At 67.7% G+C, this 21,737-nt stretch carries 16 protein-coding genes and 1 pseudogene; 7 read left to right on the forward strand and 10 right to left on the reverse strand.

The genetic code is table 11. The annotated features are described in order from the left end of the window. Positions 1–140: 140 nt before the first annotated feature. The 7 genes from ACFUTU_RS03310 to ACFUTU_RS03340 all read right to left on the reverse strand — a co-directional run bounded on the left by ACFUTU_RS03310 (position 141) and on the right by ACFUTU_RS03340 (position 9,938). The gene (locus tag ACFUTU_RS03310; protein ID WP_377960599.1) at positions 141–2,873 is read right to left on the reverse strand and encodes a PEP/pyruvate-binding domain-containing protein; all 2,733 of its coding nucleotides are present in this window, start codon (positions 2,871–2,873) and stop codon (positions 141–143) included. Positions 2,874–3,000: 127 nt separating this feature from the next. Next, complete coding sequence (locus ACFUTU_RS03315) at positions 3,001–3,423, reverse strand: heat shock protein transcriptional repressor HspR (protein ID WP_377960601.1); 423 nt, start codon at positions 3,421–3,423, stop codon at positions 3,001–3,003. 15 nt (positions 3,424–3,438) lie between these two features. Beyond that, entirely contained in the window at positions 3,439–4,416 is a 978-nt protein-coding gene (locus tag ACFUTU_RS03320; protein ID WP_377960603.1) for a DnaJ C-terminal domain-containing protein, read from the reverse strand. Between the two features lie 94 nt (positions 4,417–4,510). Continuing rightward, positions 4,511–5,173 (reverse strand): nucleotide exchange factor GrpE, encoded by a 663-nt coding sequence (locus ACFUTU_RS03325; protein ID WP_377960604.1) that lies wholly within the window; start codon positions 5,171–5,173, stop codon positions 4,511–4,513. A gap of 2 nt (positions 5,174–5,175) precedes the next feature. Continuing rightward, positions 5,176–7,041 (reverse strand): molecular chaperone DnaK, encoded by a 1,866-nt coding sequence (dnaK, locus tag ACFUTU_RS03330; protein ID WP_377960605.1) that lies wholly within the window; start codon positions 7,039–7,041, stop codon positions 5,176–5,178. Between the two features lie 237 nt (positions 7,042–7,278). After that, complete coding sequence (locus ACFUTU_RS03335; protein ID WP_377960607.1) at positions 7,279–7,701, reverse strand: hypothetical protein; 423 nt, start codon at positions 7,699–7,701, stop codon at positions 7,279–7,281. Positions 7,702–7,760: 59 nt separating this feature from the next. Then, the gene (locus tag ACFUTU_RS03340) at positions 7,761–9,938 is read right to left on the reverse strand and encodes an MMPL family transporter (protein ID WP_377960609.1); all 2,178 of its coding nucleotides are present in this window, start codon (positions 9,936–9,938) and stop codon (positions 7,761–7,763) included. Between the two features lie 164 nt (positions 9,939–10,102). Between ACFUTU_RS03340 and ACFUTU_RS03345 the strand changes: the two genes are divergently transcribed. The 5 genes and pseudogenes from ACFUTU_RS03345 (at position 10,103) to ACFUTU_RS03365 (ending at position 15,083) form a co-directional block, all read left to right on the forward strand. After that, the gene (locus tag ACFUTU_RS03345; RefSeq protein ID WP_377960611.1) at positions 10,103–10,633 is read left to right on the forward strand and encodes a MarR family winged helix-turn-helix transcriptional regulator; all 531 of its coding nucleotides are present in this window, start codon (positions 10,103–10,105) and stop codon (positions 10,631–10,633) included. A 76-nt stretch (positions 10,634–10,709) separates the two neighbouring features. Then, positions 10,710–11,525, forward strand: coding sequence for a methyltransferase domain-containing protein (locus ACFUTU_RS03350; RefSeq protein ID WP_377960613.1), 816 nt, complete (start codon positions 10,710–10,712; stop codon positions 11,523–11,525). A 60-nt stretch (positions 11,526–11,585) separates the two neighbouring features. After that, positions 11,586–12,209: a LysE family transporter gene (locus ACFUTU_RS03355; protein WP_377960615.1), complete on the forward strand. Its 624-nt coding sequence runs from the start codon at positions 11,586–11,588 to the stop codon at positions 12,207–12,209. Positions 12,210–12,315: 106 nt separating this feature from the next. After that, positions 12,316–12,831, forward strand: a pseudogene (locus ACFUTU_RS03360) (low molecular weight protein-tyrosine-phosphatase); the annotation flags it as partial. Positions 12,832–12,989: 158 nt separating this feature from the next. Further along, on the forward strand, positions 12,990–15,083 hold the full coding sequence (locus tag ACFUTU_RS03365; RefSeq protein WP_377960617.1) for a chorismate-binding protein: 2,094 nt from the start codon (positions 12,990–12,992) through the stop codon (positions 15,081–15,083). Between the two features lie 93 nt (positions 15,084–15,176). Here ACFUTU_RS03365 and cls read toward each other — a convergent pair whose 3' ends face one another. Further along, complete coding sequence (cls, locus tag ACFUTU_RS03370; RefSeq protein WP_377960753.1) at positions 15,177–16,646, reverse strand: cardiolipin synthase; 1,470 nt, start codon at positions 16,644–16,646, stop codon at positions 15,177–15,179. A gap of 96 nt (positions 16,647–16,742) precedes the next feature. Between cls and ACFUTU_RS03375 the strand changes: the two genes are divergently transcribed. Further along, positions 16,743–17,675, forward strand: coding sequence for an aminodeoxychorismate lyase (locus tag ACFUTU_RS03375; protein WP_377960619.1), 933 nt, complete (start codon positions 16,743–16,745; stop codon positions 17,673–17,675). 217 nt (positions 17,676–17,892) lie between these two features. Then, positions 17,893–18,993 (forward strand): EAL domain-containing protein, encoded by a 1,101-nt coding sequence (locus ACFUTU_RS03380; RefSeq protein ID WP_377960621.1) that lies wholly within the window; start codon positions 17,893–17,895, stop codon positions 18,991–18,993. 21 nt (positions 18,994–19,014) lie between these two features. Here the strand turns inward: ACFUTU_RS03380 and ACFUTU_RS03385 are convergent, their stop codons facing one another. Both ACFUTU_RS03385 and ACFUTU_RS03390 read right to left on the reverse strand, forming a co-directional pair. Beyond that, the gene (locus tag ACFUTU_RS03385; RefSeq protein WP_377960623.1) at positions 19,015–20,064 is read right to left on the reverse strand and encodes a PLP-dependent cysteine synthase family protein; all 1,050 of its coding nucleotides are present in this window, start codon (positions 20,062–20,064) and stop codon (positions 19,015–19,017) included. Beyond that, complete coding sequence (locus ACFUTU_RS03390) at positions 20,061–21,734, reverse strand: aromatic amino acid ammonia-lyase (protein ID WP_377960625.1); 1,674 nt, start codon at positions 21,732–21,734, stop codon at positions 20,061–20,063. The genes ACFUTU_RS03385 and ACFUTU_RS03390 overlap by 4 nt, the downstream gene beginning before the upstream one ends. Between the last annotated feature and the right edge of the window lie 3 nt (positions 21,735–21,737).

Below are 21,737 nucleotides of genomic sequence, written 5' to 3' on the forward strand. Positions count from 1 at the left end.
CGTAAGAAAAACGACGCTGCACCTGGTCTATGTGTAAAACCGGGCCCATGTGGAAACCGGACCCGTGTGGAAAACCGGTCGGAGCTGAAAGCGGAGCCTGGAAACGCACCACGGTGGAACGGCCCAACGGCCACGCCGCGTCAGCTGTTGCCGTCGATTGCCCGGCCACCCTCCGTGACACCGGAACCGTCGAGGGTAACGGTGCCGGCATCGCCGTCGACCTTGATCTTCTGTCCGCTGGATACCCGCTGGGTGGCAACGCCAGTGCCCAGAACGGCGGGAATGCCGTACTCCCGGGCGACGATCGAGCTGTGGCTCAGCGGGCCGCCAACGTCCGTGACGACGCCCGACGCCATCGCAAACAGCGGCGTCCACGCCGGCGTGGTCATGCGCGCCACCAGCACCTCGCCGGGCCTCATACTGCCGAAGTCGTCGGGGCCGTGCAGCAGCCGGGCAGGCGCACTCACCTGCCCGGAGCTCGCGCCGACGCCGGTAATGACGTCCCCGGCCTGCTGCAGCGTGCGCGCCGGCATCATGCTGCCGAATGCCCGTTCCATCCACCGGCTCTGCGGCAGCAACTGCGGGGCAGCTGCCTTCCGCTGGCCCCGCCACAGCATTTTGCGCTGCTCAACGGCATCTGCCCGCGCCGGGCGGTCAGTGCCCGTGATCGCTGTTCCCGGCGCGGCCAGGCCAAAGTCGATGGCGTTGCGGAGCTCGTCCAGGCGGAGCCAGAAGATGTCGGCCGGGACGGCGATGACGCCCGAGGCGGTGAGCCGCTCCCCCAGTTCCAGCAGCATCCGGCGCATCAGCGGCCAGGCCAGTCCGACGTCTGCCAGCGCGTCCTCCCGGACCGGCGCCGCTTGCTGCGCCCACCGCAGGAGCTTGCGGAAAACGGCGCGACGGCGGGGACCCAGCCTCTCGCTGACCAGCCGGGCGTGGTCCTCCCGCCGGTCGGCGGACAGCTGCTGGCGCTGGTGCGGATCCTTGCCCTCGCCCCGCACAAAGTACTTCAGGGTCTCCAGCAGCGCGGACGGATCGTCGGCCGGCACGGGGTTGACGAAGTCAAGGTTGTAGACGGCGTGACCGTAACGGTCCAGGTGCCGCTGGAGGCGGGAACGCCACTCCGCCCACTGCTCCGGCTCCACAGCTGCGGCTCCGTTGCCTGGGGGAGGCGTGCCGGCGCGGAGGGCTTCGGCGATGCCGGCCCCTGTTCCTTCCGTGACGGCGGCTGCAAGCTGCGGCCGCTCACGGGTCCAGACCGCGAGGTCGTACAGGGATTTCTCGGCGCGGATGGGCTCGCTGTCGTAGCCGAGGAGGAAGACCTCCGCTGACGGGTCACCGGGCCGCCGGACCAGCTTGTCGTAGTAGCTCCGGAGCATGATCTCGCTGGTGGCGGCGATGGGGATGATGGACTGCACGGCTGTGTAATACGCGGCGCCCGCATCCAGCAGCGCACAGATGCCCTCCAACAGCTCGGGGGCCGGACGGTCCGACGGCGGTTTGGCCGCCCAGGACTTCACGATTCCGCGGTACTTCGGGTGCGAGTGGTCGCGCCAGCCCTCGATTCCCATATGGGCCTTGCCCCGGGCGAGTGCGCGCATGGCCGTCAGGGACTGGCCCATGACCCGCCGCATTCCGGAGTTGCTGTAGTAGTAGTACGCGTAGCCGTTGACGGTGGGCAGGGAAACGTCACCGGGCCGGACCACGTTCTTGCCGAATGCCTCGCCCAGCAAAGCATTCAGGGACCGCACCACGGCGCCGTCGATCATGTCCGCGAACAGGGGTGAAAGCGGGTCCGGCAGCTGCTCAACGATGCTGGCGCGGAAGTACATCCCGTTCGGATAGGGCAGCGGCCACTCCCGGGGGGCCGCGGCGGATGGCTCGGGCAGGGCGGTGATGGGGCGTGCCTGGAGGATGAAAAATTCACCGGAAGCCTGCGCCCACTCGATGTCCTGGGGCACCCCGAAGTGGTTTGCGATCGCGGTTCCGTGGCGGCCCAGCGCGGCTGCCGCATCGTCGTCGAGCACGGCCTGCCGGCGCTTCTCGTCGGGCACGGGCTGCTCAGTGGTGCCGGACCGGGTGAAGACGGTCATCACGTCCTTGTCCGCCGTCCGGCGCTGGGCCACCTTGCCCGTGGCCGAATCCACCACAATGTCGTCGGTGGTGACGGCGCCGCTGACCACTGATTCGCCCAGCCCCCAGGCGGCGCTGATCATCGCCTGGTCACGGCGGCCTGTAGCGGGATCTGCGGTGAACAGCACGCCGGCAGCATCGGCGTCGACCATCTCCTGGATCACGACGGCGAGCCTCAAGTGGGAGGGATCGATGCGGTTCCGTGAGCGGTAGGCCATGGCGCGGGCATTCCACAGGGACGCCCAGCAGTCGATGACCGCGGCGGCCACGGCGTCCGGCCCGGTGACGTTCAGGTATGTGTCCTGCTGGCCGGCGAAGCTGGCGGAGGCGAGGTCCTCCGCGGTGGCCGAGGAACGCACTGCCACCCGTGGCTCACCGCCGGCATCTGCGCCGGAGTCTTCTCCTGTGGCGGCCATGTGTTGGCCCAACTGCAGGTAGGCTGCGCGGAGTTCGCTTCCGATCTCCTCGGGCAGCATGCCCTCGGCGAAAAGGTCCCGGATGTGTCCCGCGGCGGCCTCATAGTCGTCATTGGAAGCGTCCGCCGGCAGGGCCGCCAGTTCCAGGATGCGGCCGGCGATGCCGTTGGCGTTGACGAAGTCCTGGTAGGCGGCAGTGGTAAGGACGAAGCCCGGCGGGACCGGGAAACCGGCCCTGGCCAGCTCGCCGAGGTTGGCTCCCTTGCCGCCTGCCTCGTCCAGATCGCCGCGTCCCAGCTGGTCAAAGTCCTTGATATAGGTCATGACACTGCGTCCCTTCCGCCAGGGAGCCGGGACCGCGGCATTGCGGCTGGTGACCCCGTTCCGGCCTGCACCCTATTTTTGGCACAGCGCCTGCTTCTGGCAATGGGCGGGGGCTAGTAAGGAATGACTAGACCTCGCCCCGGGGACGCCACACCACAACGGCCTGCGAACGGGCGCGCGGCCGCTGGCCGCGCGCCAGGCTCACCACATCGCCGGCGGTGCCGGCGGCGAAGATCCGGGATTCCAAAGGCTCACGACGGCGGGACAGCTCCTCGGTCAGTTCACTCACCCGGTGCTGCAGTGCGGCCACCTGGTTTTCCAGTTCAAGGATGCGCTTGATTCCCTCGAGCGAAACGCCCTCATGGGACAGCCGCTGTACCTCGCGGAGCCGGTTGACGTCCCGCTGGGAGTACCGGCGGGACTTGCCCGGTGCCCGGCTGGGCGAGACGATGCCCAGCCGGTCGTACTGGCGGAGGGTCTGCGGGTGCATGTCGGCGAGCTCGGCGGCCACCGAGATGACGAAGATCGGCTGATCGAAATTGATGTCCACGGCCGGCACCCGTCGCTACAGCCGGGCCTTGGCTGCCAGGCCCTGGCGGACGTCTGCGCCGGCGGTGGCGGCTGCGAATGCTTTCACGGCCTCCTCGGCTTCCTTGCTCAGGTTCTGCGGAACGGCGACGTCGATGGTCACCAGCAGGTCCCCGGTGCCCTTCGACGTCTTCACGCCGCGGCCTTTTACGCGGAGGGTGCGCCCCGACGGGGTGCCGGCGGGAACGCGGACGCGGACATGTTCGCCGTCGATCGTGGGAACCTCGATGTCGGCGCCCAAAGCAGCCTCCGGGAAGCTGACGGGCACGTGGATCCGGAGGTTGTCGCCGTCGCGCGTGTAAAAGTCATGGGGCTTGACGTTGACGGTGACCAGGAGGTCGCCGTTGCCCGCCGGGCCGTACTGGCCCTTGCCGCGGACGCGCACCTTCTGGCCGTCCTTGATGCCCGCGGGCACCCGGACGTCGATGACCTCACCGTCAGGTTCGCGCAGGCCAATCGTGGTGCCGCGGATGGATCCGGCGAAGGAGATGCTGGTGCTGGCCGTCCGGTCAGCGCCCTTCTGGGGCGCGCGCTGGTACCCGGCCGGGCCGCCGCCGAAGCCGCCGCCGAACAGGTCTGCAAACTCGGGCGGAACACCGCCGGCGGTGCTGAACCCGCCGGAGTGCCGTCCGCCGCCACCGGTGAACAGGCCGCCGAAGAGGTCTTCGAAGCCGCCGTTCGCCGTGCTTCCCGCGCCGTGCGGGGCAAAGCGTGCGCCGCCGCCCATGGCACGGATGGCGTCATACTGCTGCCGCTCGTCGGGATCGGACAGCACGGAGTAAGCCTCGGAAATGTCCTTGAACTTCTTCTCCGCAGCAGAGTCCCCGGAGTTCGTATCAGGGTGGTACTGCCGCGCAAGCTTCCGGTAAGCCTTCTTAATGTCAGCGTCGGAAGCGTCCTTGGCAAGACCAAGGATCTTATAAAAGTCCTTGTCCACCCAGTCCTGGCTAGCCAATGGCGTTTCCTTTCAAATCTCTGAGCCGAGATGGCAGTCCACGGCAATGTTCCTTCGAACCACTGCCGCGAACTGCCATCTCGATGGGGTAATGCTACGCAGGCACCGCGACGATTACCTGTGCCGCGCGGAGGACCCTTTCGCCGGACTTGTAGCCGGAGCGGAGCACCTGGCTGACCGTGTCAACCTCGATGTCCTCGCCGGGCTGCTGGATGAGGGCCTCGTGGATGGTCGGATCGAACTCCACGCCGGTCTCATCGATGCGGGTCAGGCCGTACGTCTTCAGCGCGTTCTCCAGCTTGGTGGCGATCGCGGCGAACGGGCCGTCCGCGAGGTCACCGTGCTGGCGGGCGGCGTCGACGTCGTCCAGCACCGGCAGGAGGGAGTTCAGGACGCCGATGACGGCCATCTCCCCTGCCACGGCACGGTCGCGTTCGACGCGCTTGCGGTAGTTGACGTATTCGGCCTGCAGGCGGAGCAGGTCGTTCTTCAGCTCCGCCGCCGCCGCGGCCTCGGTGCCCTGTGCCACGGATTCCTCTGCGGGCACCTCGACCTGGTTGAGGATTTCCTCAGCCTGGGCGAGGGCGTCGCCGTCGGAATCCGCTGCAGCGGCGGAGGCTGCCTGCTCACCCTGCTGGTGGCGGGCTTCCCCGGTCACCGGGTCCACCTTGCGGTGGTCCCGGATGACCGGTTCGTCGCGTTTGCTGCTCTGGTCGCGGGAAGAGTTGTGCTCTTCTTCGTTACCGTGGTGCGGCATGGTTACTTCTTCTCTTCTTCGTCAACGATCTCGGCGTCGACGATATCCTCGTCAGCCTTGCTTCCGCCGGCCTGGGCACCTTCGGCACCTGCAGCGCCGGTGGCACCGTCCGGGGAACCGGCCTGGGAGTAGATGGCCTCGCCGAGCTTGGTCTGGGAAGCCTGCAGCTTCTCAAACGCGGACTTCACGGCGGCGTCATCGGTGCCTTCGAGGGCCTTCTTGAGCTCGTCGACGTCGGCCTGGACCTCGGTCTTGACCTCTTCCGGCAGCTTGTCGGCGTTGTCGGCGATCAGCTTGTCCACGGAGTAGGCGAGCTGCTCGGCGGTGTTCCGGGTGTCGGTGGCCTCGCGGCGTGCCTTGTCCTCGGCTGCGTGCTCCTCGGCGTCCTTGACCATGCGGTCGATGTCTTCCTTGGAGAGCGCGGTGCCGCCGGTGATGGTCATGGACTGTTCCTTGCCGGTGCCCTTGTCCTTCGCGGAGACGTGCACGATGCCGTTGGCGTCGATGTCGAAGGTGACCTCGACCTGCGGGACGCCGCGGGGAGCCGGGGCGATGCCGGTCAGTTCGAACGTGCCCAGCGGCTTGTTGTCGCGGGTGAACTCACGCTCGCCCTGGAAGACCTGGATGGCCACGGACGGCTGGTTGTCGTCTGCCGTGGTGAAGGTCTCGGACCGCTTGGTGGGGATGGCCGTGTTGCGCTCGATCAGGTGCGTCATGACACCGCCCTTGGTTTCGATGCCGAGGGACAGCGGGGTGACGTCGATCAGGAGAACGTCCTTGCGCTCACCCTTCAGCACGCCGGCCTGCAGGGCAGCACCAACAGCAACAACCTCGTCCGGGTTGACGCCCTTGTTGGGCTCCTTGCCGCCGGCCAGTTCCTTCACGAGGTCGGAGACGGCGGGCATGCGGGTGGAGCCACCGACGAGCACGATGTGGTCGATGTCGGACAGCTTGATGCCGGCTTCCTTGATGACGTCGTGGAACGGCTTCTTGGTGCGCTCGAGCAGGTCCTTGGTCAGGTCCTGGAACTTGGCGCGGGTCAGCTGCTCGTCCAGGTGGACCGGGCCGTCAGGGGTGACGGAGAGGTACTGGAGCGAGACGTTGGTGCTGGTGGAGGAGGAGAGTTCCTTCTTGGCCTGCTCGGCGGCTTCGCGGAGGCGCTGCAGGGCGATCTTGTCCTTGGACAGGTCGATGCCCTTGACCTTGAGCTGGTTGAGCAGGTACTCGACGACGCGGTTGTCCCAGTCGTCGCCGCCGAGGCGGTTGTCACCGGCGGTGGCGCGGACCTGGATGGTGGAGAAGTCGTCCTCGTCCTTGCCGACTTCCAGCAGGGAGACGTCGAACGTGCCGCCACCGAGGTCGAAGACCAGGATGAGCTCGTCTTCCTTGCCCTTGTCCAGGCCGTAGGCCAGGGCGGCTGCGGTGGGCTCGTTGACGATGCGCAGGACGTTCAGGCCGGCGATTTCGCCGGCTTCCTTGGTGGCCTGGCGCTCGGCGTCGTTGAAGTAGGCCGGAACGGTGATCACAGCGTCGGTGACCTTTTCGCCGAGGTAGGACTCGGCGTCGTTCTTCAGCTTCATCAGGACGCGGGCGGAGATTTCCTGGGCGGTGTACTTCTTGCCATCGATGTCGACCTTCCAGTCCGTGCCCATGTGGCGCTTGACGGAGGCGATGGTGCGCTCGATGTTGTTGACGGCCTGGCGCTTGGCGATTTCGCCGACCAGGACCTCACCGGACTTGGAGAACGCAACGACTGACGGCGTGGTGCGGCCGCCCTCGGCGTTGGCAATAACGGTGGGCTCGCCACCTTCAAGAACGGAGACAACGGAGTTGGTGGTTCCGAGGTCGATACCTACTGCACGTGACATGTGTTGCTTCCTTCTTTCCTTGGAAACTTGGGGTTCGCCCACTCCTTGAGCGATCTGAACTCAACTTTACTCAGCCCGGAATTTAAGTCAATCTGAAGTTGAGTCAAGTGCGCTCAACTTTGTGTCCAAGCGGCTGACGGGCACAGAGAAGCCCCCGCTTTTCCGCGGAAAATCCGCGAAAAACCAGGGGCTTGCCCGACGGCGGGAGCCGGGTTTCGCCCAGCGTGAACTGCCGCCTTACCCGCCTGAGGAGCGGCCGCCGTCGTCATTCCGGGGCGCATTGACCTGGCCGTCGATCAGCTCATCCTTCAGGTCTTCGGCGGCGCCGCCTTTGGGGGCGGTTCCGGCGGCACCATAGTCGCCCTCGGGGTACTCGCCTTCTTCATCCCCGGGAAGCTCCTGGCCAACGGTTCCGGCCCGGCCGTAGTCGCCTTCCGGATACTCGCCCTCGTCCACCTGCGCGGCAGACTCAACCGTTCCCGCGTCACCATAGTCCCCAGCCGCGTATTCGCCTTCCGGCTCGGCGGCGGACTCACCCCCGGCTGCGCCGGCATCGCCGTAATCGCCCTCTACGTACTGGCCGCCCTCACCCTCGAGCGCCGGATTCCTGGAGCTCGTGTGGGCCTTGCCCTGAGTGCCGGACTCACTGTTTTCGGTCATCGATTGATCACTCCTTCGAAAGGACTGGCGCGCCTGGTCCCGGCGCAGTCGCAGTCTACTCAGCCGGCGCGGACAGCAACAGGGGCCCTGCCGGGCTCTGCCTGCCCATCGTGCCGGGCCAGCTTGCCCGGCCACCAGATGCGCCGGCCCAGGTCGTAGGCCAGGGCCGGAACCAGGAGCGAGCGCACCAGAACGGTATCCAGCAGCACGCCGAAGGCCACGATGAAGGCCAGCTGCACCAGGAACATGATGGGAATGACGCCCAGGGCCGCAAACGTGGCCGCCAGAACCACTCCGGCCGAGGTGATCACCCCGCCGGTCACTCCAAGGCCGCGCAGGATCCCGGGCCGCGTCCCGTGCTTCAGTGATTCCTCGCGGACCCGGCTCATGAGGAAGATGTTGTAGTCCACGCCCAGTGCCACCAGGAACACGAAGCCGAACAGCGGAACTGTGGCGTCTGCCCCGGGGAAACCGAAGACATGGTTGAACACCAGGGCGGAAACGCCCATGGCCGCCGCGTAGGAAAGAACCACCGAGGCGACCAGAAGGACGGGCGCGAGGACGGACCGGAGCAGCAGCATGAGGATCACCAGGATGACGGCGAGGACCACCGGGATGATGGTGGCCAGGTCCCGCTGGGCGGTGGCGTTGGTGTCCAGCGCAGTGGCGGTCACGCCGCCGACCAGGGCCCCGGGATCCGTCTGCACGACGCTCTTCCGCATGGCAGCCACAGTGTTCTCGGCGGCATCGGAATCGGCCGCGGAGTCGAGGGTGGCGTTGATGAGCACCTTGCCGTCGCGCACGGCCGGAACGGTGGGCGCTCCCGGCGCGCCGGTGATCGGTACGCTGCCTTCCGCCAGAAGGTAGGCGGCCCCTACCCCGTCCGTGGCCTTCACTGCTTCGAGGACCCCGTCCGCCTTCGCCTGGCTGGAGACGATGACCGCCGGGCTGCCGCTGCCGGCGTCGAAGTGGCGAGCCAGCGCTTCCTGCCCGTCGACGGCATTGGACGCACTGAGGATGACGGCGGCCTGCGGCACACCGTTGGCCTTCAGCTGCAGGATCCCGGCCGAGGCCGCGACGAGCAGCAGCACAGATATCACCCACACGGTGCGGGGACGCCGCCGCACCAGCGTGCCGGTTGCACGCCACAGCCCCTTCTGGCCTTCCAGCCCGGTGACGAGTTCCGGCCCGCGCGCATCGGCCGGCTGCAGTTTCGGCCGGAACGGCCAGAAGGCGGACCGCCCGAGGAGCGCGGCGAAGGCCGGGAGCAGGGTCAGCGCCGCGAAAAGCGAGCAGACGATTCCGGCGGCCGCTACGGGTCCCAGCGCCTTGTTGGAGTTGAGGTCGGAAAACAGCAGGCACAGCAGTGCGATGGCCACGGTGGCGCCGGATGCCAGAATCGGCTCGAAGGATGCCCGCCAGGCGGCAAGGGCTGCGGCTGTGCGGTTGGCCGTGTGCTGGAGCGCCTCACGGAAGCGCGCCACATAGAGCAGCGCGTAGTCTGTGGCGGCACCGATCACCAGGATGGAAAGGATGCCCTGGCTCTGGCCGTTGAGCTGGATCCAGCCGGCCTTCGCCATCCCGAATACCAACAGGATCGCCGCGCACAGGGCAAACACCGATGTCAGCAGCACCGCGAAAGGCAGCAACAGGGAACGGTAGACAACCAGCAGGATGACAAAGACCGCAGCCAGCGCCACGAGCAGCAGGATGCCGTCGATGCCGGCAAAGGCCCCGGTGAGGTCGGCCGCGAGCCCGGCAGGCCCGGTGACATACGTCTGCGTGCCGTCCGGAGCGCCAGCGCTGACCGCACTGCGCAGCTCCTCAACGGCCTCGGCCGGCTCAGCCGCGGCAACGGAGACGATGAACTGCACGGCCTTCCGATCCTCCGAGGGAACCGGCCCCGCCACCGTACTGCCCACGCCAAGGTCCTCAATCCTGGTTTTGAGGCCGGCGGCCGCGCCCAGCTGCGAGGGGGTGAGGGTGCCGGGGCTTTCAATCACGACGACGGCCGGCACCTCGCCGGCGTCCTGGAATTTTTGCTGCCACTCACGGGCCTCCGTGGCCTCGGCTCCCGTCGGGAGGAAGGACGCCTGGTCGTTGGACGAGACCTCGTCCAGCCTGCCGAACGTGGGCCCGCCAACTCCTGCAATGGCGACCCAGCCAACCACCAGGACCACGGGAATGAGCCACCGGATCCAGAACGCAACGTTCGGTGTACGGACTGCCTGGTGCATATGAATGACCTCCTGGGCGCGGCGACTGTTTGGGTGCGCTGTCAATAGTGATTCGATCATAAACTATCTCTACTATGGAGATAAATAGTCCTTGTTCGCCAGCGAGCCACGAAGGGGCGGGCTGTAAACTCCGGTAGGCGGGAGCGAGGAGAGAGGAGGCAGCCATGGCAGAGAAGCGCCCCACCGCCGGGCAGCCCGGCGGTCCGGCCCCCACAGGCCCGGTCCCCATGGGTCCGGGAGCCCAGCATCCCCTGATCCGGCTGCTCCAGGAGTTCACCCTTCAAGCCAACCGCTACGTCGACTCGGCAGGCGGGCGCAACGACATGCACCGGACCGACCTCAACGCCCTGGCCGCCGTTATGAGGCACGCGGCCAACGGTGATGTCGTGACCCCGGGGACGCTCCGGAAGGAACTCAACCTCAGCTCACCGGCCACCACGGCGCTCATAGACCGGCTGTGCGGCTCAGGGCATTTGGTCCGCGAGCGCGAGGGGCGGGACCGGCGCCAGGTGCAGCTCCGGATGACGGACAAGGCATACCGCGACGGCTCCGCCATGTTCCTGCCTCTCGCCCGCCGGATGGACAAGGCCATGGCCGCGTTCACGGAGCAGGAACTTGAGACGGCCGCCCGGTTCATGGACGCGATGATCGCCGCCACGGTCGAGGCCAGCCAGGAAGCCTCCGGCGCGCCATAACAGCGAGCCATAACGGCGGACGACAACAGCCCGGAGGCTACAGTCCCGAAGTGCTGAGTAGGAGTAGCGTTTCCCTATGAGCACGCAGCAGCCGGAAGACGTCTACACCCACGGCCACCACGAGTCCGTGGTCCGGGCACACGCCGCACGGACGGCGGAGAATTCCGCCGCGTTCGTCCTCCCGCACCTCACGCCGGGCGTCTCGGTGCTCGACGTCGGATGCGGGCCCGGCAGTATCACGTGCGACTTCGCGCTGCTGGTGGCTCCGGGACATGTGACAGGACTGGACCGCTCCCCCGACGTGATCGCCCACGCCCGCGAGCTGGCAGCCGACCGTGGTGTTGGGAATGTGGAGTTCGTGGCGGGCAACATCTACGACCTTGAATTCGAGGACGACACCTTCGACGTGGTCCACGCCCACCAGGTCCTGCAGCACCTGACCGATCCGGTGGAGGCCCTGCGCGAGATGCGGCGCGTTGCCAGGCCCGGCGGCATCGTCGCCGTCCGTGATGCCGATTTCCACGGCATGAGCTGGTACCCCGCCATTCCGGAACTCGACGAGTGGATGGAGCTCTACCAGCGGATCGCGCGCCGGAACGGCGCGGAGCCCGACGCCGGCCGCCGGCTCGTTTCGTGGGCCCAGGCCGCCGGCTTCACGGACGTGGCGCCCACCAGCAGCAACTGGCTGTACGCCACCGGGCAGCAGCGCCGCTGGCAGGCCAGGGTGTGGGGCGAACGCGTGCTGCATTCCGCGTTCGCAGAACAGGCCCTCGAGTACGGCTTCGCCCACGAAGCGGACCTCACGCGCATCTCGGCCGGCTGGCACCGCTGGGGTTCCACTGACGACGGCTGGTTCCTTATTCCGAACGGCGAGGTCATCGCCCGGGCCTGAGTTCCGGCGTCGTGCAAGTGCCCAAAGCGTGCGCCCCCCAGGCGCACTAAACTTTGTTGGGTGCAATTCTCCCTGTGGCTGGCCCTCGCTGGCGCCGGCACCCTCATCAGCTTCACTCCGGGCGCAGGTGCCATCAACACCATGAGCAACTCGCTGACCGCCGGGTTCAAGCGCTCCATCTGGGGCATCCTCGGCCAGCAGGCCGCCCTGATCCTGCACATCATCATTGTCGCGCTCGGTGTTGGCGTCCTGGTTGCCGGATCGCCCGTTGCCTTCAACGCGATCCGTTACGCCGGCGCCGCCTACCTGGTCTACCTGGGCGTCAGGCAGTTCCTGCACAAACCGGACCTGGACCAGGAAAAGGTGGCCGCCCTGCGGAATGAGCCCGCCTGGTCCATGTTCCGCCGGGGACTGTGGGTCAACCTGCTGAACCCCAAGGCCATCGTGTTCTTCCTGGCGTTCATGCCGCAGTTCATCCGGCCGGACAACCCGCTGCTGCCCCAGTACGCCGTTCTTGCGGCGACGGTGGTGCTCATCGACATCCTGGTCATGTGGTTCTTCTTCGCAGCCGCGGCAAAGTCCTTCCAGCGGTTTACGCGCAACGCCCACGGGCAAAGGGTCCTCAACCGGACTTTCGGCGTCCTTTTCGTCGCGGTGGGCGTCCTGCTGGCCTTCATCCATTAAACCCGGACAGCCGCTTTGGCAATGTTGTGACGCCAACTTTACGAAGCCTGCTGATAATAAGTTCACTTACTAGCCAAGCGGGCAGCTCATCCAGCATGCTATCCCCATGAACTCAACGACGAGCCCATACCGCGTCATCGCCGTCTGCACCGGCAACATCTGCCGATCCCCCATGGCTGAGCTGATGCTCCAGGCTGCCTTCACGGAAGCCGGGCTCGAGGACGCGGTGGTGATTGACTCAGCGGGCACCACCGCATACGAGGCCGGACGCCCCATCGACCCGCGGGCCGCGCGGAAGCTGACCACGCACAACCTGGTCTCGGACCGGCACATCGCGCGGGAATGGCGCTCCGAATGGTTCGCCGAACGCCACCTGATTCTTGCGCTGGACGTGGACCACTACGGCTGGCTCCGGGCCTCCGCCCCGGACGAGGCGGCGTTGTCCAGAATCCGGATGCTCCGCAGTTTCGATCCCGCCGTGGCGGACCAGGATCCCCTGGAGCAGGGCATCGAGGACCCCTGGTACGGCGGCCATGCCGACTTCGAAGCGGTGTGGGACCAGGTCCAGGCGGCAGTTCCGGGCATCGTCCGCTATGTGCAGGAGGCCATCGCAGCCGGGGAGGACGAAGCGGCTACGGCGGCTGTCCCGCTCCAGTTGGATGAGCGCCTCCACGCGGATGACCGCCGGCCCCGCAAGGGCAAGCGTCACACCCGGCCCGTCGGCGGCAGCGCGCTTCACATCGTCCAAGTTCAGGACGGCCAGCAGGTACGCTCTATTTCATGACCCCCGCACCTGTGATCATCGCCATTGACGGGCGGTCCGGCGCAGGTAAAACCACGTTGGCCATTGAGCTTGCGGCCATGCTGCGGAACCACCGCAAAGTCTCGCTGTTCCATCTGGAGGACATCTATCCCGGCTGGGACGGCCTCTCTGCCGGCATCGACCGCTATGTGGGCACGGTGCTGGCTCCCTTAAGCCGCGGTCAAGCGGCCACCTGGACCAGCTGGGACTGGGAAAACCATCACGACGGCGACCCGCGGGTCACGCTGCCCGCCGAGATTGTGATTGTGGAGGGAGTGGGGGCAGCCGCCGCCGCGGCCAGGCCCCTTCTGGATGCCGTCATCTGGGCAGATTCCCCCGACTCCGAGCGCCGCGAACGCGCGCTGGAACGCGACGGTGACACATACGAGCCCTTCTGGGACCAGTGGGCCAACCAGGAAGCGGAACTCCTGGCCGTGGACGACATCCCGCAGCATGCGAACGTCCGGGTGCTCAACCGTGCGGACGGCACCGCCCCGGCGGACGCACTGCAGGCCCTCACCTACCTCCCGGCGCTCACCACAGCGCTGGTTCCCGAGCTGTCCTCGCGGCGCGGCCTGCGCCTGCTGTCCGAACGCATCCAGGCCCGGCCCGAACCCGCCGCACTTTTTCAGGCCCTCTACGGTGCGTCCGGGAACGCTGTCTGGCTGGACTCCTCCCTGCGTTTCGCCGGCTCGGCAGCCCCCGCCCTGGAAAGGCACGCGGCAGAGCGCAGCCGCTTCAGCATTTTGGCGGACGACGGCGGCACTTTCGGCCAGTCTGTGCTGCACAGTTCCGGCGTCACCCGGATCACGGCCGGGTGTGCCACCGCCACGGTGTCCGGTCCGTTCTTCCGCTGGCTGGAAACCGTGTGGGGACGTAAGGCGGTGCGGGGCCGCGAGGACTACCCGTGCGACTTCACGCTGGGCTGGCTGGGCTACCTCGGCTATGAGCTCAAGCGCGAAACCGGCGGGCAGGACGTCCCCTCGGACACACCGGATGCGGGGCTGATCTTCGCCGGCCGGGCCGTCGTCCTGGACCACACCGACAACACCGTCTGGCTGCTTGCCCTCGACGCTCCCGATGCTTCAGCTTGGCTTGCCCGGGCCCGCGATGCGGTGACTGCTGCTGTGGCTGGTGCCGCGGGTGGCGCTCCGCAAGCCGGCGGCAGCAGCGCCGTCGTACTTCCGGAGGCAGACGGCGCTGCACTGGGCCCCGCGCCGGCGTTCGCCGGCTGGGACACCGAGGCGAGCTACAAGCGGAAAATCGCGGAATCGCAGCACCAGATCGCGGAAGGGAACTCGTACGAGATCTGCCTCACCACCACCCTCGAGGCGGAGGTGCCGGCGCTGGATCCGTGGGCCGCATACCTTGCCCTGCGCAGGCGCAACCCGGCACCGTTCGCGAGCTACCTGCGCTTCGGCGGGCTCGCCGTGGCCAGCACCTCGCCGGAACGCTTCCTGCGGATCGCGTCCGACGGCGGCATGCGCGCCGAGCCGATCAAGGGAACCCGCCGCCGGGCTGCTGACCCGGACACCGACGCCGCCCTGCGCCACGACCTGGCGACGTCCCTCAAGGACCGGGCGGAAAACATCATGATCGTGGACCTGCTCCGGAACGACCTCAGCCACTTCGCCGCACCGGGGTCGGTGACCGTGAGCCGGCTGTGCGAGATCGAAAGCTACGCCACGGTGCACCAGATGGTGAGCACCATCGATGCCGTCCTCCTGCCCGGGTCGCCTCGGGCCGAGGCCGTGGCCGCCTGTTTCCCGGCCGGCTCCATGACCGGGGCACCGAAGATCAGCACCATGGCCATCCTGGACCGGCTGGAGGAGGGCCCGCGCGGCGTGTATTCGGGGGCAATCGGGTACTTCTCGCTGAACGGGGCCACGGACCTGGCGGTGGCCATCCGCACCCTGGTGGTGCAGGACCGCGGCCCGGGTGAATCAGTGAAACTCAGCCTAGGCGTCGGCGGCGCCATCACGGCCGATTCCGTGCCGCAGGAGGAATACGAGGAGATCCGCACCAAGGCCTACGGCGTGCTGTCCACCCTCGGGTCCGCCTTCCCTGGGTGAGTTTTTGTACAGCTACCGCGGGTTGGAGGGCCTCGAAGTCGCGACAAATGGACAAAAACTCCAGATTCGACAGCGTTTTGTTGGGCCCGCGTTTTACTGGACCGTGGCCGTCAGGCGGGCGACGTTGTCCACGTACCTTGCGGCCAGGGGCCGGCGCATCCAGTCCTCGAGCAGGAGCTCATGGGAGATGTCCCGGTAGGTGTCCTCCACGGCGCGCATGCTGTTGACGATGTCGGCGCCGAGCAGCATCACCGACACCTCGAGGTTCAGGGAGAAGGAGCGCATGTCCATGTTGCTGGAGCCGAGGACCGCCACTTCGTCGTCGATGGTGAAGTGCTTGGCGTGCAGCACGAACGGCGCCTTGTAGAGGTAGATCCGGACGCCGGCCCGCAGCAGGGCCTCGTAGTAGGACTGCTGGGCGTGGTGGACCAGGAACTGGTCACCCTTCTCGGAGACGAACAGTTCCACGTCCACGCCCCGCTGGGCCGCGGTGGTGATGGCGTACAGCAGGGAGTCGTCCGGCACAAAGTAGGGGCTGCAGACGGAAATCCGGTGCTGCGCCGAGTAGATCAGCGTGTTGAACAGCCGGAGGTTGTTCTCGGTGGTGAAGCCGGGGCCGCTGGGAACTACCTGGGCGGTGACCGGACCGGCCGACGGCTGCGCGGGCAGCTGGAGCTGGTCCTCCAGGGACTCGTCTGTCTCGCTGAGCCAGTCGGTGGCAAAGACGACGTTGAGCGTGGGCACGATCGGCCCGCGCAGGCAGGCCATCAGCTCGATCCACTCGCGGCCGGCCTTGCGGTGCTTGGGGTTGTTGTAGGAGGGCTCGATCAGGTTCTGCGACCCTGTGAAGGCGACTTCTCCGTCGATCACCATGATCTTGCGGTGGTTGCGCAGGTCAGGCCGGCGCCACTGGCCATGGATGGGCAGCAGGGGCAGCATCCGCTTCCACTGGATGCGGCTGGCCTTGAGCCGCTTCAGCAGCCTGTTGTAGCCCTTGATGCGCAGGGTCCCGATGTGGTCGAAGAGCACGCGGACCTCGACACCGCGGTCGGCGGCCTCTTCGAGGGCGGTGAGGAGGTCGTCGGTGACATGGTCGGAGCTCATGATGTAGAACTCGGCGTTGACGAAGCGCTTGGCCTTCCGCACTGCCTCGGCCATGGCGCGGATGGAGTCCGGGTAGCCGGGAATCAGCTCCACCTGGTTGCCGTCCACCATGGGGATGGAGCCCAGGCGGCGGTTGAGTTCCGCCGCGGACGTCACCCATTCGGGACCGGAGTACTCGCTGGCCACGTGGGAAAGCAGGGCGCTGTCACGGACCCGTTCGTTGACGATCTGTTGCTGCTCCGTGCGGCGGCGGGACAGCTTGAAGTTGCCAAACAGCAGGAACAGGATCAGGCCGAGGGCGGGCACAAAGAAGATGCCCAGCAGCCAGGCCATGGCCGTGGTGGGCCGCCGGTTTCCCGGGATGATGCCCACGGCCAGGACCCTGATGACCAGGTCCACGCCGCTGAGCAGCAGGATCAGCCAGGCCGGCAGTGTCTCCGCCAGCGGAAACGGCCACAACACAGTTGAAACCCCCGTTATTTCTTACCCTCGCAGCCATTCCCCATGGAACAGTGAGGCCAGCCTATCGGGCGCCGGCCGCACTAAGCTTGAGGCATGACGTCTCGTACCTCCCACACAGTGCTGGTGTTCCTGGATCCGGACTATGAGAACGGCCGGCTTGCCGACCCCGAAAAGCCGCAGCTGATGGCCACTGACCTGGGCGCCACCCGCGGTGACGGGGTGTTCGAGTCCATGCTCGCCGTCGCCGGCCACACCCGGAAGATCCAGGCGCACCTGGACCGGCTGGCGCGCTCGGCGGAGGCGCTGGACCTCGAGATCCCGGGGCAGGACCAGTGGCGGCGGGCTGTGGAGACGGGCGTCTCGGCGTTCCGCTCGGACAACCCCGCCCCCTCCCCGGAACTGGACGAGGCCGTGGTCAAACTCATCGTCACCCGCGGCGTGGAGGGCGCTGCCGCCCCCACGTGCTGGGTGCAGGTTTCCCCGGTGGCAGCGGCGGGCCGGCGCCAGCGCGAAACCGGGATCGACGTCATCCTCCTTGACCGCGGCTACGACAGCGATGCGGCAGAGCGCGCCCCGTGGCTGCTGCTCGGCGCCAAGACCCTGTCCTACGCCGTGAACATGGCCGCACTGCGCCACGCCCACAAGCAGGGGGCGGACGACGTCATCTTCACGTCCTCCGACGGCCGGGTGCTGGAGGGCCCAACATCCACCGTGCTGCTGGCGAACGTTGAGAAGAACGACGCCGGAACGACAGTCAAGCGCCTCATCACCCCACAGCTGGACAGCGGCATCCTCCCCGGCACCTCCCAGGGCGCCCTGTTCGCCGCTGCGAAGGCCGCCGGCTGGGAACTGGGCTACGGGCCGCTGAAGCCCCAGGACCTGGCCGACGCCGACGCCGTCTGGCTGATTTCCAGCATCCGGCTCCTGGCGCCCGTCAATCACATCGACGGCCGCGAGATCGGTACCCCGGCGCTCCGCAAGCAGCTGACGGCCGAGCTGAACGAACTGTTCGCCGGAATCGAGTAGGCCCCCGCGCGTTATCGGTTCAGGCCGGGAACCCGGGCGCCGGCCCCCGGCACGGAGCGAAGCGGTAACGAATCGGCACGGTTCAAAAAAATGAGGGACAAGCCGGCTCCCTGCGTTGTACTCTTCTTCCACGGCCAACTGCCCGCACCCGCGGCGGTGATGGCACATGGCCTGGTTCCGGGCTCAGCCGGAACGAGTACGTATAAAGGAATAGCCGATGTCTTGGGACGAGAACGCCCTTCCATTGACAACCTCAACACCCACGGGCTGGGGGGCCCAGGCAGCGTTGCCGGGGGACATGGGGGAAATGACTGTGCGCTGGCAAGCGCGGCAGATCATCACCGAGCTGCTGGCCGAGTCTGATCCGGCCACGGAGTGGACCCGCACGCAGCTGCGCGCTCTCGATGAGGCCCATCCGGAAAACCCCGAACACGTGCTCCTCGAGCACCTCACGGCCACCACGGAGCTGGCCAACGCGGGGAACGGCGCCATCCCGGTGATGGAGCGGGTCAAGGTCACAGCGCCCGAGCCGGTGCCCTTTACCCGGCGCAGCAGGAACCGGATTGAAGCCATCCTCGCCGACAGGATGCTGATGACCGCGTTCCAGCCGATCCGCCGCATTCCGGAGGGGGAGGTGATCGGCGTCGAGGCGCTCACGCGCTTCGTCAGCGACGACGGCGCCAGCGCCGACCACTGGTTCAGCGAGGCGGAATCGGTGGGCCTTGGCACCGACCTTGAACTTGCAGCACTGCACCGGGCCCTCTCTGCGGCGCAGGCAGTGCCCGGGCATATGTTCATCGCCCTGAACCTGACACCGGCAACGTGCGCGGACCCGCGCATCCCCGGGCTGCTGGAACATTCCCGGCTGGCCATGGACCGGATCGTCATCGACCTGAACGGCGCGGTCCCCGCCGACCACTACGCCACGCTGACGGCCGCCATCGCTCCCCTGCGCCGGCGCGGTCTCCGGATCGCCGTGAACGGGGCCGAGGTTGGCTTCACGTCCATGGACCAGGTCCTGGAGCTTCACCCTGACATCATCAAACTGGACCGCAGCTTCATTGCCGGCATCGAGAGCTCCCCGGGCCAGCGCCTGAGGGCCGCGGCCATGAACGAACTCGCCCGCCACGTGGACGCCGTCATCGGCGCGCAGGGCATCGAGACGCAGGAAGAGCTCGACGCCGTAACCGAACTCGGCATGGTGGCTGCCCAGGGCTACCTGCTCGGCAGGCCCTCCGTCCACCCGCTGGACTGGAATGCCTGGATCCGCTCGGAGAGCGAATCTGCCGCAACGGGCCCGATAACGATCCTGGGTTAGTCCTGTCGGGCGCCGGTTGGGCTAGTCCTCCGCGAGGTCCGAGGCCAGGCGGATGTGGTTGTCAGCCAGCCACTGCGGGTTGAACGCCTTGCTCTGGTAGTTGCTGCCCGTGTCCGGTGCGATCGCCACAACCACCGACCCGTGCGGTGCCGCCCGGGCCACCCGGAGCGCCGCCGCCACGGTGAGGCCGGACGAGGGCCCGAGGGACAGTCCTTCGTCGTTGAGCAGCCGGTGCAGCGTGGTGTACACCTCGTCATTCGGGATCCGCAGGAACCTGTCCAGCAGGCCGAGGTCAAAGACCTTCGGCCAGTCGGGCTTGGGCCAGGAATTACCGACGCCGTCCACCAGGATCTGGCCCGGATGCCCGCCGCTGTAGACCGAACCGTAAGGGTCCGCGCCGATCACCTCCACGTGGCCGCCGGACTTCTCCTTGAGGTACCGCCCGTTCCCGGTGATGGTGCCGCCGGTCCCCACGCCGGCGACGAAATGCGTCACCCGGCCCGCCGTCTGCTCCCATATTTCCGGTGCCGTCCCCTCGTAGTGCGCCCGCGGATTGGCCGGGTTGTCGAACTGCAGGGGCCGCCATGCGCCGGGGATTTCGGCAGTGATCCGGGCCGCCACGGCCCGGGCGTTCTCCGGCGAATTCGACGGCGCGCTCCAGTCCGTGAACACCACGCGCGCCCCGTACCGGTTGAGGGCCTCCAGTTTCTCCGCCGAAATCGAATCGCCGGTAACCACCACCACGGGATGGCCGGTGAGTGCGCCGATCAGTGCGAGCCCGATTCCGGTGTTCCCCGAGGTGCTTTCCACGATGGTCCCGCCGGGCTGCAGCTCTCCGCTCCGCTCGGCCGCGCGGACCATGCTCAGGGCGGTCCTGTCCTTGATGGACCCGCCGGGGTTCTCCGATTCGAGCTTCACGAAAACGGTGCTTCCCAACCCTCGGCCCAGCACATCCAGCGGAACCAGCGGAGTGTCCCCCACCGTGGCCAGCACGGCTCCGGCGTCCACGGCCGGATCCAGTATCGGCGCCACATGCCTGGGCTGGCGGCCGCTTCCTGCCACGGTGGTCATGATTCTCCTCGCGCATAGTTTGGGCCGCCGTCAGCCGGCCCCCGGTCACCGGCGGTATCCGGGGCCGGCGTGCGGAGTTCCGGCAATTCCGCCAACAAATCCCCCAGCTCCTCCCTCGCAGCCTCCACCAGCGCCGCCGCCGGCAGCTGCCGTGAGAGCAGCCCCGACAGCCGCGCCACCACGGCTCCGGTGCCTGCGCCCAGCTGCCGGGCCGCTTCCTCGCGCAGGTCTGTGTCCTGTGCCTCCGCCAGGAGGTAGGACGCCGTCAGCGCCTCGATGGTGAGCAGCTTGGCCGCGGCCTCCACCGAGCGTTCCAGCTGCTGGAGGGCCAGCGGAGCCAGCGTGGAGTGGTCCTCCACATCCGCGGAGAGGGTGGGGGCTCCCAGCGTGGCAGGCGCGGCCAGGAACTTCAGCTCGGCCAGCAGGCCGGCGGCCGAATACCAGAGCAGTCCCGGCAGGTCTTCGGACGCCAGCGGCGTGCCTGTCCGGGCTGCCTCGAGGTTGAGCTGCCGGATCAGGCGCTGCGGCGGATAGAGCTTCGCGATCCGCCGCTCGCTGCTGATTCCCACGTGCGCCAGTCCCAGCCGCAACGCCTCGAACGCCAGCGCCAGCTGCATCGGCTGGAAGTTTCCGCCGGACACCATCCGGCCCGAGCCCACGTCAGCCAGCGGATTGTCTCCCCGGCCGTTGAGTTCCACCTCGAGCGCCGCGGCCAGCGCCGCCACCTGGGTCCGGAACGCGCCGTGCGTCTGCGGGGCAGCACGGAAGGACAGGGCATCCTGGACCGACACCTGCCGCCGCGGGTGCTCCAGCCAGCCGCCGCGGACCAGGCGGCGGACATTGTCCGCCGAGACGCGCTGGCCGTCCACAGCCTTGGCTGACTGCACGGCCGGCGAGAACGGGCTCAGGTTCCCGCCGCCGTCGTACCTTGCGGTGGCCTCAAGCGACAGTGCCAGCGCGGTGTCCGCCAGATCGGCGAGCCGCTGGATGCGGCGGAGTTCCAGCGCGCCGGCACCGATCGAATATGAGTTGGCGCTGACGAGCGCCAAAGCCTCGCCCGGGGCCAGGACCAGCGGTTCCAGCCCGGCGGCGGCGAGTGCTTTCCTGCCGTCCAGCAGTCCGCCGTCGGGAGCCAGGGCCTGCCCCTCCCCGATCGCGACGGCGGCAACCGCCGCGAGCTGTGTGAGGTCGGATGAGCCTACCGATCCGTCGCGCGGAACAGCAGGGACCACGCCGCTGTTCAGCAGGCCGGCGTAGAAACGGGCGGTTTCCGGGCGCACGCCCGAGCCTCCCCGGGTGAACCCGATGAGCCTTGCAAGGATGAGGGCGCGGACCTCGTCCCGGTCCAGCAGCGCTCCGACGCCGCTGTGGTGATAGCGCACCACCTGTACCTGGAAGTCGAGGATGGAGTGCCGGTCCACGGCAGTGTCGCGGCCGGAGCCGAGCAGCGTGTTGAGTCCGTAGACCCGGTGGCCCGAGTCGATGGCCGCCTGCACCACCTCGCGGGACAGGCCCACGAGTTCGAGGGCTTCCGCGCTGAGCACCACCTCCACGGAAGGATCGGCCGCCGCGGCGGCGACGTCCTCGGCACGGATATGGGCCGTGCCGATCAGGAAGGTGCCGCGGCGGACGCCCGGCACCAGAACGTGGTTCGCGTCGGCCCCGGCCATGGC

This window comes from Arthrobacter sp. NPDC057388, from assembly GCF_042668165.1.
Lineage (GTDB): Bacteria > Actinomycetota > Actinomycetes > Actinomycetales > Micrococcaceae > Arthrobacter.